The sequence below is a fragment of the Rahnella sp. AN3-3W3 genome, from assembly GCF_003263545.1.
GTDB classification, from domain to species: Bacteria; Pseudomonadota; Gammaproteobacteria; order Enterobacterales; family Enterobacteriaceae; genus Rahnella; species Rahnella variigena.
Genome location: NZ_JYDG01000001.1, coordinates 45,393 through 60,125 on the forward strand (window position 1 = coordinate 45,393; position 14,733 = coordinate 60,125).

Annotated in this window: 17 protein-coding genes and 2 pseudogenes; 12 read left to right on the forward strand and 7 right to left on the reverse strand. The window is 49.2% G+C overall.

What is annotated here, in order from left to right; all coding sequences use genetic code 11:
• The first annotated feature begins 536 nt into the window (after positions 1-536).
• The 3 genes from UC15_RS00185 to UC15_RS00195 all read left to right on the forward strand — a co-directional run bounded on the left by UC15_RS00185 (position 537) and on the right by UC15_RS00195 (position 2,923).
• Complete coding sequence (locus tag UC15_RS00185) at positions 537-1,196, forward strand: SDR family oxidoreductase (protein WP_112286562.1); 660 nt, start codon at positions 537-539, stop codon at positions 1,194-1,196.
• 286 nt (positions 1,197-1,482) lie between these two features.
• Entirely contained in the window at positions 1,483-2,163 is a 681-nt protein-coding gene (locus UC15_RS00190) for a type 1 glutamine amidotransferase domain-containing protein (RefSeq protein WP_112286563.1), read from the forward strand.
• Positions 2,164-2,320: 157 nt separating this feature from the next.
• On the forward strand, positions 2,321-2,923 hold the full coding sequence (locus UC15_RS00195) for a TetR/AcrR family transcriptional regulator (RefSeq protein WP_112286564.1): 603 nt from the start codon (positions 2,321-2,323) through the stop codon (positions 2,921-2,923).
• A gap of 48 nt (positions 2,924-2,971) precedes the next feature.
• Here the strand turns inward: UC15_RS00195 and UC15_RS00200 are convergent, their stop codons facing one another.
• Positions 2,972-3,367, reverse strand: a complete 396-nt coding sequence (locus UC15_RS00200) for a thioesterase family protein (protein ID WP_112286565.1) — start codon at positions 3,365-3,367, stop codon at positions 2,972-2,974.
• A 156-nt stretch (positions 3,368-3,523) separates the two neighbouring features.
• On the opposite strand from UC15_RS00200, the gene UC15_RS00205 reads away from it, so the two are divergent.
• Entirely contained in the window at positions 3,524-4,417 is an 894-nt protein-coding gene (locus UC15_RS00205) for a LysR family transcriptional regulator (RefSeq protein ID WP_112286566.1), read from the forward strand.
• A gap of 40 nt (positions 4,418-4,457) precedes the next feature.
• Here UC15_RS00205 and UC15_RS00210 read toward each other — a convergent pair whose 3' ends face one another.
• Entirely contained in the window at positions 4,458-4,913 is a 456-nt protein-coding gene (locus UC15_RS00210; protein WP_112286567.1) for a GNAT family N-acetyltransferase, read from the reverse strand.
• A gap of 229 nt (positions 4,914-5,142) precedes the next feature.
• On the opposite strand from UC15_RS00210, the gene UC15_RS00215 reads away from it, so the two are divergent.
• Positions 5,143-5,772 carry a dTMP kinase gene (locus tag UC15_RS00215; protein WP_112286568.1) on the forward strand — a complete coding sequence of 210 codons (630 nt, stop codon included), beginning with the start codon at positions 5,143-5,145 and terminating at the stop codon, positions 5,770-5,772.
• Here UC15_RS00215 and UC15_RS00220 read toward each other — a convergent pair.
• Positions 5,755-6,642: a LysR family transcriptional regulator gene (locus UC15_RS00220; RefSeq protein ID WP_112286569.1), complete on the reverse strand. Its 888-nt coding sequence runs from the start codon at positions 6,640-6,642 to the stop codon at positions 5,755-5,757. The genes UC15_RS00215 and UC15_RS00220 overlap by 18 nt on opposite strands.
• A gap of 128 nt (positions 6,643-6,770) precedes the next feature.
• On the opposite strand from UC15_RS00220, the gene UC15_RS00225 reads away from it, so the two are divergent.
• Both UC15_RS00225 and UC15_RS00230 read left to right on the forward strand, forming a co-directional pair.
• Positions 6,771-7,034, forward strand: a complete 264-nt coding sequence (locus UC15_RS00225; protein WP_112286570.1) for a DUF2798 domain-containing protein — start codon at positions 6,771-6,773, stop codon at positions 7,032-7,034.
• A gap of 98 nt (positions 7,035-7,132) precedes the next feature.
• Positions 7,133-7,342 (forward strand): DUF6434 domain-containing protein, encoded by a 210-nt coding sequence (locus UC15_RS00230; RefSeq protein WP_112286571.1) that lies wholly within the window; start codon positions 7,133-7,135, stop codon positions 7,340-7,342.
• A 55-nt stretch (positions 7,343-7,397) separates the two neighbouring features.
• On the opposite strand, the pseudogene UC15_RS00235 reads toward UC15_RS00230, so the two are convergent.
• Positions 7,398-8,256: pseudogene (locus UC15_RS00235) on the reverse strand (aldo/keto reductase family oxidoreductase).
• Positions 8,257-8,351: 95 nt separating this feature from the next.
• On the opposite strand from UC15_RS00235, the gene UC15_RS00240 reads away from it, so the two are divergent.
• Positions 8,352-9,272 (forward strand): LysR family transcriptional regulator, encoded by a 921-nt coding sequence (locus UC15_RS00240; RefSeq protein ID WP_112286572.1) that lies wholly within the window; start codon positions 8,352-8,354, stop codon positions 9,270-9,272.
• On the opposite strand, the pseudogene UC15_RS00245 reads toward UC15_RS00240, so the two are convergent.
• Positions 9,264-9,371, reverse strand: a pseudogene (locus tag UC15_RS00245) (AraC family transcriptional regulator); the annotation flags it as partial. The gene UC15_RS00240 and the pseudogene UC15_RS00245 overlap by 9 nt on opposite strands.
• Positions 9,372-9,766: 395 nt before the next feature.
• Here UC15_RS00245 and UC15_RS00250 point away from each other — a divergent pair.
• Both UC15_RS00250 and UC15_RS00255 read left to right on the forward strand, forming a co-directional pair.
• The gene (locus UC15_RS00250) at positions 9,767-10,294 is read left to right on the forward strand and encodes a hypothetical protein (protein ID WP_232829776.1); all 528 of its coding nucleotides are present in this window, start codon (positions 9,767-9,769) and stop codon (positions 10,292-10,294) included.
• A gap of 198 nt (positions 10,295-10,492) precedes the next feature.
• Positions 10,493-10,981 (forward strand): hypothetical protein, encoded by a 489-nt coding sequence (locus UC15_RS00255; RefSeq protein WP_112286698.1) that lies wholly within the window; start codon positions 10,493-10,495, stop codon positions 10,979-10,981.
• A 10-nt stretch (positions 10,982-10,991) separates the two neighbouring features.
• Here UC15_RS00255 and mntP read toward each other — a convergent pair whose 3' ends face one another.
• The gene (gene mntP, locus UC15_RS00260; protein WP_112286573.1) at positions 10,992-11,564 is read right to left on the reverse strand and encodes a manganese efflux pump MntP; all 573 of its coding nucleotides are present in this window, start codon (positions 11,562-11,564) and stop codon (positions 10,992-10,994) included.
• A gap of 266 nt (positions 11,565-11,830) precedes the next feature.
• Positions 11,831-12,250 carry a translesion error-prone DNA polymerase V autoproteolytic subunit gene (gene umuD, locus UC15_RS00265; protein WP_112286574.1) on the reverse strand — a complete coding sequence of 140 codons (420 nt, stop codon included), beginning with the start codon at positions 12,248-12,250 and terminating at the stop codon, positions 11,831-11,833.
• Between the two features lie 522 nt (positions 12,251-12,772).
• Between umuD and tssB the strand changes: the two genes are divergently transcribed.
• Both tssB and tssC read left to right on the forward strand, forming a co-directional pair.
• Positions 12,773-13,252 carry a type VI secretion system contractile sheath small subunit gene (gene tssB / locus UC15_RS00270; RefSeq protein WP_112286575.1) on the forward strand — a complete coding sequence of 160 codons (480 nt, stop codon included), beginning with the start codon at positions 12,773-12,775 and terminating at the stop codon, positions 13,250-13,252.
• Positions 13,249-14,730: a type VI secretion system contractile sheath large subunit gene (gene tssC / locus UC15_RS00275; RefSeq protein WP_112286576.1), complete on the forward strand. Its 1,482-nt coding sequence runs from the start codon at positions 13,249-13,251 to the stop codon at positions 14,728-14,730. The genes tssB and tssC overlap by 4 nt, the downstream gene beginning before the upstream one ends.
• The last annotated feature ends 3 nt before the right edge of the window (positions 14,731-14,733 follow it).

Here is a 14,733-nt window from a genome sequence, read left to right on the forward strand (position 1 = left end):
ATACTGGTTATGCATACAGTATAATCATAAGTGTGGGAAATGGAAAACGCTTAAGGGGTGAGTCGTCAATCAGCCGGGAAATACAAATCAGTTGCTGATCACCGAGTGTCTTACCGAGATTGAAAGGTGTCGCCAGCATTCGCTCAAGTTTTGCTCTCAGTCAGGTGAAATACCCCACCGCCTTGCCGACGCGGCATTTAAGAAGGTGAGAAGTGAAGATGTGCTCCCGTATTTACCCCAACCGCACAAGGTTATCCACAAAATCTGGGGATAACCTTGTGCAAAGTCAGCCTGAAAATCAGTCGTAAATTCCTTCAGACCAGTCGGTATAACCTTTTGCGCCACCGCCGTAACAGGTTTCTTTTGCGGCGATAGTCAACTCAGCACCATAACGCAGACATTTGGGTTGTCTGTCATACTGATTTCTTAATGGTTGACCGGTCGGCTAGTTTTGTGGTTGCATTTTGTGCGTTCCATTTTTACCGGGTGTCGCTGCAAAGAATAATGGCGACACACAATTTGAGAAGGAGGCATTAATGACCACGATTTTCATTATCGGCGCGGCGGGTAATATAGGGCGCCGCCTGTCAAAGACGCTTGCAGATAAAGGACATGCTGTTCGTGCACTTTACCGTAAACCTGAACAGGAACAGACGTTACGTCAGGCAGGGGCCGAACCGGTCAGCGGGAACCTGACAGAGCTGGATGCCACTACTTTGGCAGCGTACATGAAAGGCAGCGACGTGGTGGTCTTCACCGCAGGTGCCGGTGGCAAAGGCGGACCGGAAATGACCAATGCGGTCGATGGCGAAGGGCTGAAAACCGCGGTCGCAGCGGCGACTCAGGCTGGCGTTTCGCGCTTTTTGCTGGTATCTGCATTCCCGGAAGCAGGGCGCGGTAAAAACATTTCTGATACGTTTGAAAACTACATGCGCGTCAAAAAAGAAGCCGATGTGGCGCTGGCACAAAGCGAACTGGACTGGGTGATCTTAAGACCGGGAACATTAGTGGATGACAGCGGTACCGGACTGATTCAGGCCGGACCCGCCATTCCTTACGGCGATATCCCCCGTGATGACGTGGCAGCCACGCTTGCTGAAATCATTGAGCAGCCTGATGTCAGCCGCGTCATCATTGAACTGACAGCGGGAGATGTGCCGGTTCGTCAGGCTGTAGAAAATATAGCGAAACGCTAAAACATTTTGCCACTCCCAGGCGGGCAGAAGAACGTTTGCCCGTCAGGAGCGTGCCGGATCGGAAAGGGGAGCCGGCAGCCTGAATGAAAAGTTTTTTAAATTACCTGTAGACGACCGGTCTAATTGTTGTTAGTGTAGCGACAAGGTTAAGGCGAACGGGCGATATCACACTGCTTTGTTCAGACCGGATCCAAAGGCTTTTCGTAATGGGTTCACAGGATTTTTTTATCTGACATCTAGACGACTGGTCTACTTAAATCACAATTCACTACGCCGGAGATTTATTATGAAGATTCTTATGGTTCTCACCTCACACGATAAACTGGGTAACACAGGCCGTAAAACAGGTTTCTGGCTGGAAGAGCTGGCCGCGCCTTACTATGCATTTAAAGATGCCGGAGCGGAAATTACGCTGGCTTCTCCAGAAGGTGGCAACCCGCCGTTAGATCCAAAAAGCAATGAGCCTGATTTCCAGACTGAACAGACTCACCGCTTCGAGGCCGACGAGCAGGCAACCGCTCAGCTGGCTTCAACGGTTCGTCTCGACAGCGTGTCGCAAGCTGATTTCGACGCCGTTTTCTATCCTGGCGGCCACGGTCCGTTGTGGGATCTGGCAGAAGATAAAAATTCTATCGCCCTGATCGAAGCGTTTCTGGCGGCCGGTAAGCACGTGGCGCTGGTCTGTCATGCACCGGGCGTACTGCGTCATGTTAAAACTTCTGAAGGAAAACCACTGGTTGAAGGCAAAAAAGTGACCGGTTTTACCAACACCGAAGAAGAAGCGGTAGGGCTGACAGACGTGGTGCCTTTCCTGGTGGAAGACGAACTGATAGCCAAAGGCGGTATCTATTCCAAAGGACCGGACTGGGGTTCTTATGTGGTGATCGACGGTCTGCTGATCACCGGTCAAAACCCGGGCTCTTCTGCTGAAGCGGCTGAACTGCTGATTAAGCAACTGGCCGCATAGTCGTTCCTCACGCGGGGTGGCAGGCATGAATGTCGCCCCGCTTAGCAGGTGTCGATCTGTTGTTATTGCGGGGTGACAGAGTGTATTGTCGTGCGTGAAGATATTGTCCTTTCATTCGCTCATAGACGACTGGTCTAGTTTCTGGTAAATTTGCCCTATGACTACTGCAACTCAACACCATAACAATGACGTCCGCGAGCATATCCTTGCGACAGGCCAGCGTATTATGGCCGGCAAGGGTTTTTCTGCTGTCGGACTGAATGAAATCCTCAAAGACGCGGGCGTGCCCAAAGGGTCTTTCTATCACTATTTTGGCTCGAAAGAGGCTTTTGGTGTGGGAATGCTTGAGCGCTATTTTGAAGACTATCTGGCCGACCTCGACAGGACGCTGAGCCAGCCCGGCCTTAATATGGCGCAGCGACTGATGAATTACTGGCAGCTATGGCGGGAATCTCAGTCATTCTCCGACTGTCAGGGCAAATGCCTTGCCGTGAAACTGGGCGCGGAAGTTGCAGATCTGTCGGATACCATGCGTTTAACGCTGCTTTCCGGCACGGCGGGAATTATCTCGCGTCTGGCGGAAGCATTAGAAACGGGTGTGGCTGAGGGATCTCTGACGATTGATGACACACCACGCACCGTGGCGGAAAGTTTGTATCAGCTCTGGCTGGGTGCCAGCGTGATGGTCAAGATTGTCCGCAACATGAGCCCGTTTGATTCCGCGATGGCGACGACGCAAAAGATTATTCACATCATCTGAAAATAATGCCAGCCATATTAAATGACTGGCATTCGCTTGCGAAAATGATTATTCCGGCAGTTGTGCTAACGCGTTTTTCACTGCATCAGGCATCGAAGGGCGTCCGTTAGTCAGACAGGTTGCCACAAAAGTGGCTTCGGCAAACACCACGCCATCCACTTTGATCTGCTGAACGAAGTTGACGCGGTTACGTTTCTCATTTCTCGCCAGTTCACAGGTTACTTCAACCTGATCGCCTTTTTGCAGGCTTTTACGAAAGCGCAGTGAATACTCCAGCACCATGTACATGTTGCCCTGAGCAAACTCTGCCTCGATATCAATACCCAGCGCTTCGCGCATGTAGGCATGGCGCGTCCATTCCATATAGAAGGGATAATACAAACCATCCACGACACCCTGAAAATCGATATGTTTTTCATCTACTTCATAATGCTTACTAAACATTTGCTGCTCCGTAGCCAGTCCATTTTTTTAAACAGGGCATCATATATACAACAGTAAGTTCTTTTGGTAAAAACCAACGTGTTTCAGAATATAAGATCTCTTGTATCAGGATAAAAAAATCCCTTTGCGGGAGCCGGTGACTATAGGAAAGAACCCATGCTGAAAGAAAACTTCAACGAACTGCAGATTTTTCTGGTCGTTGCGAGAGAACGAAGTTTTACCAAAGCAGCAGGAAAGCTGGGGGTTTCGCAGTCGGCACTCAGTCATGCCGTTAAGGCGCTGGAAGAACGTTTAAACATCCGCCTTTTGACCCGCACCACCCGAAGTGTCGCGCCCACTGAAATCGGCGAGAAGATTATTGCCTGCCTGGAACCACGACTTGCCGATCTCGAGCAGGAACTGGAAACACTTGTTCAGCTTAACGGCCCGACCTCCGGGAATATCCGCATCTCGGCGGGGGAACATTCCGCGAGAAAATTATTGTGGCCAAAGCTGAAGCCGTTTTTACAAGAATACCCTGAAATCAATGTCGAACTGCATGTGGATAATGGTTTCGTCGATATCGTCGATGGTCGCTACGATGCCGGGGTGCGTCTGGGCGAGAGCGTAGATAAGGATATGATTGCCGTCCGCATCGGTCCGGATTTCCGAATGGTGGTTGTTGGTTCACCGGACTATTTTGCCGAAAAGGGTATTCCGCAAACTCCGCATGAGCTGCAATACCACAAGTGCATCAATATGCGTCTGCCAACCGCCGGTGGGTTGTACCACTGGGAGTTTGAGAAAGAAGGAAAGCCGCTACGGGTGCGCGTGGAAGGGCAACTGACGTTTAATTTGCTGTCAGAACGAATCGATGCGGTGCTGTCAGGATTTGGACTGGCCTGTGTGCCGGAGGACATGGTTGAGGACCGGGTGAAATCTGGTGAACTGATTCAGGTGCTGGATGCGTGGTGTCCGTCGTTTCCGGGCTATTACCTTTACTACCCGAGCAGAAAACAACATCCGCCAGCTTTTGCGCTGATGATTGATATGCTGCGCGACAACGGATAATACGTCAGCGGCACGAATTTTATCCTTCACAGGCTATGGTTCAGTCCCGCAATACTTTCGAGAAACATACAGCCTCATCCCGGCCGATATAGGGTCCGTAATTCTCTATGAGTACGTATCCATTATTCTTATAAAAATTTACCGCCTTATGGTTAACGTGTCGGGTTTCAAGCCATATCTCTGTATATCCCATGTTTTTCGCGGATGTTTCAAGGAAATTGAGTAAGGCTTTTCCTACCCCAGGGGCGCTTCGGTCTGAGAACATTCTTTTAAGTTCGGCAATATTTTCTGTTAACGGTCGGATAGCCCCGCATCCTGTTGCATAGCCTTTTTCATTTCGTGCCAGCACCCAAAGCGATCTGTCACCATCCATTGAATCTATTGTGAAATTACTTTTTCCACTATCACCCGTTATCGCTGCAAGCTCCGCTGACAATTTTTCTATTAAAGAACAAGAATCTGGCGAAAATGGGTCTGATTTCTCTACTCTTATCATTCGATACCCTCATAAAGTTCTTAGTCAGAATAGAAGATGTTTAAGGTAAATTCCTCATGTTTTATTTGATGATGTTAAATGCCGGATTTCTACAGCTCCACCTGTGATGTTTTCCGTTTTTCTGGCCGATCACTTAAACTGCCTCACACAGGACGGAACATAGGGAAAGTAAGATGCTTTTGCCAGCGACAAGCTTTATAAAAAACGTGTATCAATCGTCATCTGAAGAATGAGTCATCAATTGTTTGTTTCTCTGGATGGGCCCAAGGGTGTCGGTAAAACCACACTGCTGGAAGCCATTACGAAAGTATTAAGGGCAGACAACAAGAAGGTGGTCCGCCTTTGCGAGAAAAAAAGCGATCCATACAGGGGCGAAACAATGGCTCTTGTTAACAAGTTCGCCCGAAATCCCACTCTGGATTTGGAATTAGAGGTTTGTAAGCGCCTTGCTGATAGCCGTGCCTGGATTTCTGAACATGTGCTAACTAAGCAGCCAGCGGACTGCATTATCCTGATGGATCGCTGGTATCCGTCGGATGCCGCATTTCGCCGGATGCTCCCTTTTGCAGAGATTTTACAGCTTAACATTGAACGAAAGGTGAGAACGCCAGACCTGCATGTCGGGGTGGTGACTGCGCCTGAAATTTCCTGGGCAAGGGCCGCGTCGCGGTCACGCGGGCTGGGAAGTACGGTGATTTCTAAGCTGGAAGAGCATGTCGCTTGTACCACGGCGTTCGAGCGAGAAGTTGCACATCATGACTGGGTATTATGCCGCAATGAAGGAACGATAGAAGACGCAACGATGCAGGTCATTTCTGAGATCTACAGGGTGTCCGGCCTCTTACATCCCCGTTTCTAAAAACTCAATAAAGGCTCTGACTTTTGAATTCAGTGCCGAGCGTTCGTTGACGCAGGCATAGATATTCATCGGCAGGGACTCTGCATCGCTGTCGCAGAACAAAGGCATGAGCCGTCCGCTATCAATCAACGGCTGGGCGATAAAGCTTGCCAGCCGCGCGATACCGCCGCCGTTCTCTGCTATTTTGGCAATAATATCAATGTCATCGCTGATGAATTGCGGATTGAGTTTCGCATTAACGGGTTGCCCGTTAATCTTAAATGTCCAGGGCAGAAAACGTCCGTCGGTGGGATAACGAAAAACCAGGCAGGCGTGCCGGCTCAGTTCTTCAGGAGTCTGCGGGATGCCTGCGCGCGCCAGATAAGCGGGGGCGGCGCAGAATATAAACGGCAAAGAGGCGATTTTTCTGGCAATCAGTTGATCGTTTAGTTGTGCCTCAATGCGGATACTGACGTCTATGCCTTCCAGCCGGTGGTCAACGTTGCGATCGGTGCTGATCAGTTCGACATCAATATCGGGAAATGACGCTTTGAACGCTGGCATCAGTGGTGCGATGACATACCGGCCAAAGGCGGCAGTCGTGGCGATGCACAGCGTCCCTTGTGGTTTGGTTTCAAGCGCAGCAGCCTGCGAAGCGAGATCAATATCATGGGGAATATGACGGACTTTCTCGAAATAGCGTTTACCACTTTCGGTTAGTGTCATGCTCCGGGTGGTGCGCGATATCAGGCGTACGCCCAGATGTGTCTCAAGTCGCGACAGGCTCTGGCTCACCGCCGCCGGACTCATCCCTTTACCGCGTGCTGCCGCGGCGATACTGCCGTGTTCCACTACGCGGATAAAATTGCTGATCAGCCCTAACACATCCATAGTCTCTCCCGTGCCCGATTCGTCACTTTTTATTAATAATGATTAAAGCACAGCCGCTCTACTACCGTCATGGCTAGCTTGTTAGTTTATCCGCTGTTTCGCAAACCTCCGTTAAACAGGATAACCCGATGACTGACGCAGTGACTAAAAATATCCCACGTATTCGCTTTCCTAAACGTACTTCCCCCTACATTTTTGCGCTGTACATGGCGACCATTATGGCGTTTCTGATGAGTCTGGTGATCACTCTGGCTGAATTTGGCATGGGGCCTCATTACATGGAAAATGTGATGAATGCTTATCAGGTTGCTATGCCCGCGGCCTTTGTCTGCATACTCGTTGTCCGTCCGGTGGTTATCCGGCTGGTGGGATTAACGGTTCACGGTCACTGAGTCATTCAACAGGCTGCCTGGAGATATATAGAAAAGGGCGGGCGTCTCATCTACGCTGTATGAGCTTTGCCCTTTATGCATTTACAGGAACTGGAAAGATGAAAGTCGACTGGCACAGCGCCTTACTGACACGTACCACGCTTGTGGATAAGCATTACAGAAACACCCAGAATGTTCGTCGTTTCCTGACTGAACAGTGCGGGGAGGATTTTCGCTTCGATCGTGATTTTATGGCCTGGATACGCAATGGAGTGCCAAAAACGCTGGGCGACGTGGCCGATGAGTGGAAGCGCAGGCAGTCACCGTAACGCTGATATTTTAAATCCTGAGTCCTCGATGCTGAGGACTCAGTTCAGAAGATCCTCAGTTCATTCCGTTCAGTTTTTCCATCACCTCATCAGATAAATTCAGCCGTGCGCTGGCCAGGTTTTCCTGCAAATGTTCCGGTGATGACGTGCCGGGGATCAGCAAAATATTCGGTGAACGTCTGAGCAACCAGGCCAGCGCGACCTGCATTGGTGTGGCCTGTAAGTCAGCGGCGACTTCATCGAGTTGCGTTGACTGCAGCGGGGAAAATCCGCCGAGCGGGAAGAAAGGCACGTAGGCGATGCTCTGATCCGCCAGCCGATCCACCAGCGCATCGTCATGGCGGTTGGCCAGGTTATACATATTCTGCACGCAGACAATCGGCGTCAGTTTCTGCGCGTCCTCGACCTGTTTTGCCGTGACATTGCTCAGGCCAATATGACGAACCAGTCCGCGTTCTTTCAGCTTAATCATCGCCTCCAGCTGCGGTTCGAGCGATCCTTCTTTCGGCTGATGGGTATCCAGCATACTGCGCAGATTCACCACTTCCATTGCCTCAAGCCCCAGATTGCGCAGGTTATCTTCCACCGCACTGACCAGTTCCTGTGGCGTAAATGCCGTTAACCAGCCGCCTTTCTCATCCCGGCGCGCACCGACTTTGGTGACGATACACAGATTGTTCAGCGTAAGGATGCAGGGCTTTTTTGATCAGCTTATTGGTTTCATGCGGACCGTAGAAATCACTGGTATCGATATGATTCACACCGCTCGCCACCGCATCGCGCAATACCTGAATGGCGCGGGCTTCATCTTTTACCGGACCAAAAACACCCGGACCTGCCAGCTGCATGGCACCGTAACCTAAACGTGCCACTTCGCGGTCGCCGAGACGATAAGTCATTGAGGGTTGTGACATGGGACTCTCCTTTATGTGTGTTCAATGATTGTAGCGTTGCGCTGGCTGTGCAACTATCCGGTGAAATCAGGATAAACTGTACGAGGCTACGCACAATGCCGATGGATATCGCCCTGTTGCACGCAGTGGTTGAGGTGGCAAAAGCCGGGGGATTTCGCGAGGCGGCGCGGGTTACCGGCAGTAATGCATCACGGCTCAGCGATGCGGTACGCCGCGCCGAACAACAACTGGGCATCCGGTTATTTCACCGCACTACGCGCACGGTGGTTCTGACCGAAGCCGGCAGGGCGCTGATTGAGCGACTGCTGCCCGCCATGAATGAAGTGAATGCCGCACTGGATGCGCTCAACCGTTATCGCCACACGCCCGGCGGCATATTGCGTCTGAATGTGCCAGTCAGCGCCACGCGGCTGGTTTTACCTGCTTTAGTGCCGGAATTTCTGCAGCGCTATCCCGATATCCAGCTGGAAATCATCGCCGAAAGTAATGTGCAGGATGTGTTTCGAGATGGCTGCGATGCCGGTATCCGTTATGACGAACGTCTGGAGCAGGATATGGTGGCGATCCCCATTGGTCCGCGTATTCAGCGCTACGCCGCCGCCGCGTCACCGGCATATCTTGATGTCCACGGCAGGCCGTCGCATCCGCGGGATCTGATCCCGCATCGCTGTCTGCGCGGGCGTTATGCCAGCGGCATCATGCCTGACTGGGAATTCGAGCGGGAAGGCGAAACCCTCAGCGTGCAGGTGAGCGGTCCGCTGGTAGTTAGCGTGGGTGGCGCGGTCGATCTGGCGGTGGAAGCGGCGATTGCAGGAGCGGGGATCATTTATCTGTTTGAAGAGTGGCTGCGCCCCGCTATCACCAGCGGAAAACTCGAGCCCCTGTTGCAGCCATGGTGGCTGTCTTTTTCCGGTCCGTGGCTTTATTACAACGATCGCCGTCTGATCCCCGCGCCTTTACAGGCGTTTATTGATTTTGTACGTGAGGATAATCTGCGCCGCGAAACGTCACTCTGAGCGTTGTGCTGTCTGCGATGTCGCTGCCGGATGATAAGACGAGGGCGGCTGACCGGTCACGCGGCGAAACATGGTGGAAAACGACGAGCCGTTGTCGTATCACGGCGTCAGGCTTTTCCGGCATGCTCTTTACCCGCCTGTGTATCCCTGCGGTTCCTGATGTTTTGCATGCCCGGATTTGTGTCATCTTGCTGCTGGCGGTGCTGATGGCGATGGCTATTTGAAAACACGAATAATTAACACAACCATAATATAATCCACGACTATTACCCATGAAGAATATATTTATCCAAAGCTCATAAATAACATTTACCTTAATAAAGGTATAGACCGGCCTTGTTTAACTCTTATTTAGTTTTCCCACCTCAGAATAATAGTATTAAAAATATCCTTTATACACACTGAAGAGATATTAAATAAATTCAGTTCATCGGTAACAGGTACGAATTTTTCCGGTGGTTCAATACATTATCTGAGGCTGGAATAATCATCTTATGCGTAGAGTTAACCGGGTAAATCTTTTATGGCTTCTGGCCTTTACGGGGCCAGGTGCGGCTAAAAATGATGCCAGCGAACTGAGTTTATACTCAATCAATACCGGTTCATTTGTTTATCATATGACGGGTAATGTCGGGGACTATAACGAAATTTTCAAGAATAAGTTCTTTTCCGTTGAGCGTAAATTCTCTCAGGAGTCGAAGAACAGTATGCTGGTGGGCACGATGAAAAACAGTTTTAACGATCGTTGTTTGTCGGTGGGTATGAGAAGGGATTTACACGAAATCAATTCCAGGTGGATGATAAAAGGGGTCTATGCCTACACCGGTGAGTTCTTTGCAAAAGCGTTCAGTGACTGCGGCAATCACGGGTCATATCATGATTTTAAAAAAGTCACCGGCATTGGTTTTTCGCCTTACATCTACCACGCGCTCCAGTACAACCCGACCACTTTCTTCGGCGTTGAAGCGGGGATTATTGCGCCTGATATTTTTGCAACCAGTATCCAGTGGAGCTTCCGATAAGGTTCTGACATAAATAGTGTTTTTTCAATGTGATAACGCCTCCCTATATACCGAAAATACCTTTCGGTTCTCCTCCTGATATTCTTTTTATTCACTGCGTCTATACTCAAATTCAGGCTGATGCTGTTCGATTTTCAATACTGTTTTTTCATTAAGGCGGTGGCTGACGTGCTTAAAAAAACTTTCGGGCTTTCATGCTTGCCGTTATTAGTAGCTCTGCCTGCGAGCCAGGCAGATCAATTAAACTTATATTCGATTAACACCGGATCCTTCGTTTATCACCTGACCGGTAACCACGGGCAATATACTGAGAAATTTGATAACGATTTCTACTCGGTTGAGAGAAAATTTTCTGAAGATTCAAAGTATAGCGTGTTAGTCGGGACGATGAAAAACAGCTTTGATGACCGCTGTATCGCCATAGGGATGCGACGCGACTGGGCGGAGAGCAACACGGGTTGGGTGTTCAAAGGCGTGTACGGTTACACTGGCGAGTTCTTTTTTGATGCCTTCAAACACTGCGGCGATGATGGATCTTATGCCGATTTCAAGAAAGTCACCGGCATTGGTTTTTCACCGTATATTTATCACGCCATTCAATACAACTTCACTGATTATTTCGGCGTTGAAAGCGGGATTATTATCCCTTCAGTTTTTGTGATCACCGTGCAATGGAGCTTTAGATAACGCCCCACGCTCAGCCCAGCAATCCCAGATGTTCGACCAGAATCGACGTGCCGATGCCAATCAGTACCACGCCACCGAGGATTTCCGCCCATTTACCGATCGCCGCACCGAGAAAACGGCCCAGCAACATACCGGACGTCGCCATAATGGTGGTAGCCGCGCCAATGGTCAGTGCCATCACCACAATATTCACCTGAAGGAACGCCAGCCCGACGCCGACGGCCATTGCATCCAGACTGGTCGCGACGGCGGTGGTGACCAGCAGCCAGAAGCCGTGGCGACGCGGTGCTTCTGTCTCTTCTGCGGTATCTTTTTTAAAGGCTTCCACAATCATACGAATACCGAGGATCAGCAGCAGGGTGAACGCCACCCAGTGATCCCAGCTCATAATAAACTGGCTGGCCGCCAGACCAATACCCCAGCCGATGACCGGCGTAATCGCTTCGATCACACCAAAAATGAGTCCGGTACGTAATGCCTCTTTAAACGGCGGACGGTGCAGTGCTGCGCCTTTGCCGATTGCTGCTGCGAACGCATCCATGGACATGCCGAACGCCAGAATGAGGATTGTGTAAAGTTGCATAAAACAGACCAGTCAGGCCTTCATGAAGAAAAAAGGCTGTTTATTAAAAGATGCGCGCAGTTTGCCACAGAACTTAAAATAAAAAAACCATAATTTTCAATGTGTTATAGTATTGGTTAAGAATGTTAGCACAGGCTATATTTGGCTGAAATGCCCGCAAATTGCTGAAAATGGCATCGGCAGGAATGAAAAACATCAATCATCATAACGATTTATCGCGAGCCGGTTTTATTCACGGAATCTCATCCGCAAAAGCTCGCGCTTACTCATCGTGCGGCGTAAACAATAAACGTCACTACGCCAAATATCTCCAGTGACTCTTCATCCTGAAAAGTGATCGGCTGATAATTCGGATTCATTGGCACCAGTTGCAGCACCGGATGAGTCCGCAGTTTCTTCACAGTGAATTCACCGTCCACCGCCGCCACCACGATATCGCCGTCAACCGCTGTCAGGGCGCTGTCTACCACCAGCAAATCGCCTTCATTGACGTTGGCATCGCTCATCGAATGGCCGGAAACACGGATAAAATAGGTCGCGCTGGGATGGGCAATCAGCAGCTTGTTCAGATCGATACGCGACTCCACGTAATCCTGCGCCGGAGACGGAAAGCCGCAAGGCACGCGATCCAGGAATAACGGCAGGGTGATTTTTTGCAGATGTTCTGCGGGTGTGTACAAAATCATACTCATTTCTCGCGATACTGGTTTTATATACAGTATTCACGCTGAGGGGGCACGGATCAAGCCTGTCAGATGAAGAAAATCCTATCTGCCTGTGCGGACAGAAAATTTAATGTTCCGGCTTACATCTGGTTGCTGACATGCAATCGCCGTCCGACCGGAAGACGATAAAATTATGAAGCCTGAAATTTATTCGAGCTATTTTAGACAGTAAACAATTGCCCTGTGCAAACTGCACACAAAATAAAGTGTTAGAAGATATTATTTTTAGGAAATTAAAATATCTACATATTATGGTGTTATATGACTTTATATTTATTTAATAGAGGGGGGTATTTCAATAAATGTGTACCTTTCATAAGTAAACAAATGTAATGTATTTATAATATCATGATTTCATTGATTAATTTTTAGTTAAATAAAGTTAATATATTAGTAAGAAGAAAGAGATTTAAAAAGAAAAAACAATTGTCTATCCTTGTCGCTGTATTTTAATTACCTCCCCTCTATTATGGTGATTTATCTGTGAGCAATACACAACATAAACTTAGCAAAGCTCGCCCTCCTCGCGTTCAAATAACCTATGACGTGGAAGTTGGCGGAGCTGAATCCAAAAAAGAATTGCCTTTAGTCATGGGCGTTATTGGTGATTTTGCCAAAGATGAAATGTCTCTGCGCGATCGTCGTTTCACACATATTGATAAAGACAACTTTAACAATGTGATGGAAGGCATGAGCCCGGCAATTGACATGCTTGTCGAAAGCACATTACCGGAAAAAGAAGGTCAGATGGCCGTTTCGCTGGAATTTAACTGTATGGATGACTTCTCGCCTGAGAATGTGGCCATGCAAGTTGAGCCTCTGCGCAAACTGCTTGAATTACGTGAACAATTGAGCGATTTACGTAACCGGACAGCCAGCAATGATCGCCTGAAAGAACAGTTGGTTGAATTGCTTGAGAGCCTGAATAAAGACGCCGACCCTGCAAAAGGAGACGCTGAATGAGTGATATTCAGGTCATGAATACCTCAGCACCGGCTGAGCAATCAAGCGATTATCTTGATCAGATCATCGATAATACCCAGGCTATTCGCCGGGAATCTGACCGCCATAAAGTGAAAACGCAGCTGGATAACTTCCTGTCTGAAGTGGCATCCGGTGCGGTCATTGTGTCTAATGATCTGGTGGGAAGCATTGAAGCCCGCATTGCCGCCATTGATGAATTGTTATCTTCTCAGGTCAGCAAAATTATCCAGGCGCCGGAATTTCAGCGTATGGAATCCTCCTGGCGCGGTCTGCACAAACTGGTGCAAAGCAGCGTGACAGAAAATACCAAAGTGCGCGTTTTTAACTGCACGAAGAAAGAGTTGCTGCGTGATTTTAAATCGGCCTCCGATTTTGATCAGTCTTCCTTATTTAAAAGCATTTATGAAAGCGAATACGGCACCTTTGGTGGCGACCCTTATTCTGCTTTTGTCGGTGATTTTGAATTTGATTCCATGCCGGAAGACCTGCAATTACTGGAACAGATTTCTCATGTTGCTGCCGCAGCACATGCACCTTTCCTGAGTGCCGCGAATCCAGGCATGTTCGGTATGGGGTCGTATTCTGAGATGCCACGTCCGCGTGATCTGGGCAAGTTATTTGATACCTCTGATTATGCCCGCTGGAAGTCATTCCGCCAGAGCGACGATTCCCGTTATGTTGGCTTAACACTGCCGCGTGTTATCGGGCGCCTGCCTTATGGCGCTAAAACCGTGTCTGTAGAAGCCTTCAATTTCGAAGAAAAAATTGCAGAAAACAATGACGGTGCAAGTTACCTATGGGTGAACGCCGCGTATGAATTAGCGGGCCGTATGGTCGAAGCTTTTGAAGAACATGGCTGGTGCGCTGCGATCCGCGGTGTCGAAGGCGGTGGTCTGGTCAAATCCTTGCCGACCTATAATTATATTTCGCAAACTGGCGAAAAAGTCATGCAATGCCCGACTGAAGTGGCGATTTCCGATCGTCGCGAAAAAGAATTAGCCGATCTGGGCTTTATTCCGTTGGTTTATTGCAAAGGCACGGATTATGCGGCGTTCTTCGCTGTGCAATCAACAAATAAACCGCGCAAATATGATTCTGAACTGGCTAATGCGAATGCTAAATTGTCCAGTCAGTTGCAATATATTATGACAACGTCGCGCTTTGCTCATTATTTAAAATCCATCGTGCGCGATAAAGTGGGCAGTTTTATGTCCAAATCTGAATGCCAGCATTTTCTGCAGAATTGGATCAACCAATATGTGGTGGGTTCCGACAATGTAGGGCCAACAATTAAAGCCAGTCATCCATTGCGTGAGGCAGTTGTGGAAGTTGTTGATGTCCCAGGTTCACCAGGCAGTTATCGCGCCGTTGCGTATTTGAAACCGCATTTCCAGCTTGAAGGTCTCAGCATGTCGCTGCGTCTGGTAGCGGAACTCCCTGCATCAACCGGTGCATAAATA

Bases quoted from the DNA above. Each gene is read 5' to 3' on its own strand.
- UC15_RS00185 (WP_112286562.1), top strand. From the start codon at position 537: ATGACCACGATTTTCATTATCGGCGCGGCGGGTAATATAGGGCGCCGC.
- UC15_RS00190 (WP_112286563.1), top strand. From the start codon at position 1,483: ATGAAGATTCTTATGGTTCTCACCTCACACGATAAACTGGGTAACACA.
- UC15_RS00195 (WP_112286564.1), top strand. From the start codon at position 2,321: ATGACTACTGCAACTCAACACCATAACAATGACGTCCGCGAGCATATC.
- UC15_RS00200 (WP_112286565.1), bottom strand. From the start codon at position 3,367: ATGTTTAGTAAGCATTATGAAGTAGATGAAAAACATATCGATTTTCAG.
- UC15_RS00205 (WP_112286566.1), top strand. From the start codon at position 3,524: ATGCTGAAAGAAAACTTCAACGAACTGCAGATTTTTCTGGTCGTTGCG.
- UC15_RS00210 (WP_112286567.1), bottom strand. From the start codon at position 4,913: ATGATAAGAGTAGAGAAATCAGACCCATTTTCGCCAGATTCTTGTTCT.
- UC15_RS00215 (WP_112286568.1), top strand. From the start codon at position 5,143: ATGAGTCATCAATTGTTTGTTTCTCTGGATGGGCCCAAGGGTGTCGGT.
- UC15_RS00220 (WP_112286569.1), bottom strand. From the start codon at position 6,642: ATGGATGTGTTAGGGCTGATCAGCAATTTTATCCGCGTAGTGGAACAC.
- UC15_RS00225 (WP_112286570.1), top strand. From the start codon at position 6,771: ATGACTGACGCAGTGACTAAAAATATCCCACGTATTCGCTTTCCTAAA.
- UC15_RS00230 (WP_112286571.1), top strand. From the start codon at position 7,133: ATGAAAGTCGACTGGCACAGCGCCTTACTGACACGTACCACGCTTGTG.
- UC15_RS00240 (WP_112286572.1), top strand. From the start codon at position 8,352: ATGCCGATGGATATCGCCCTGTTGCACGCAGTGGTTGAGGTGGCAAAA.
- UC15_RS00250 (WP_232829776.1), top strand. From the start codon at position 9,767: ATGCGTAGAGTTAACCGGGTAAATCTTTTATGGCTTCTGGCCTTTACG.
- mntP (WP_112286573.1), bottom strand. From the start codon at position 11,564: ATGCAACTTTACACAATCCTCATTCTGGCGTTCGGCATGTCCATGGAT.
- umuD (WP_112286574.1), bottom strand. From the start codon at position 12,250: ATGATTTTGTACACACCCGCAGAACATCTGCAAAAAATCACCCTGCCG.
- tssC (WP_112286576.1), top strand. From the start codon at position 13,249: ATGAGTGATATTCAGGTCATGAATACCTCAGCACCGGCTGAGCAATCA.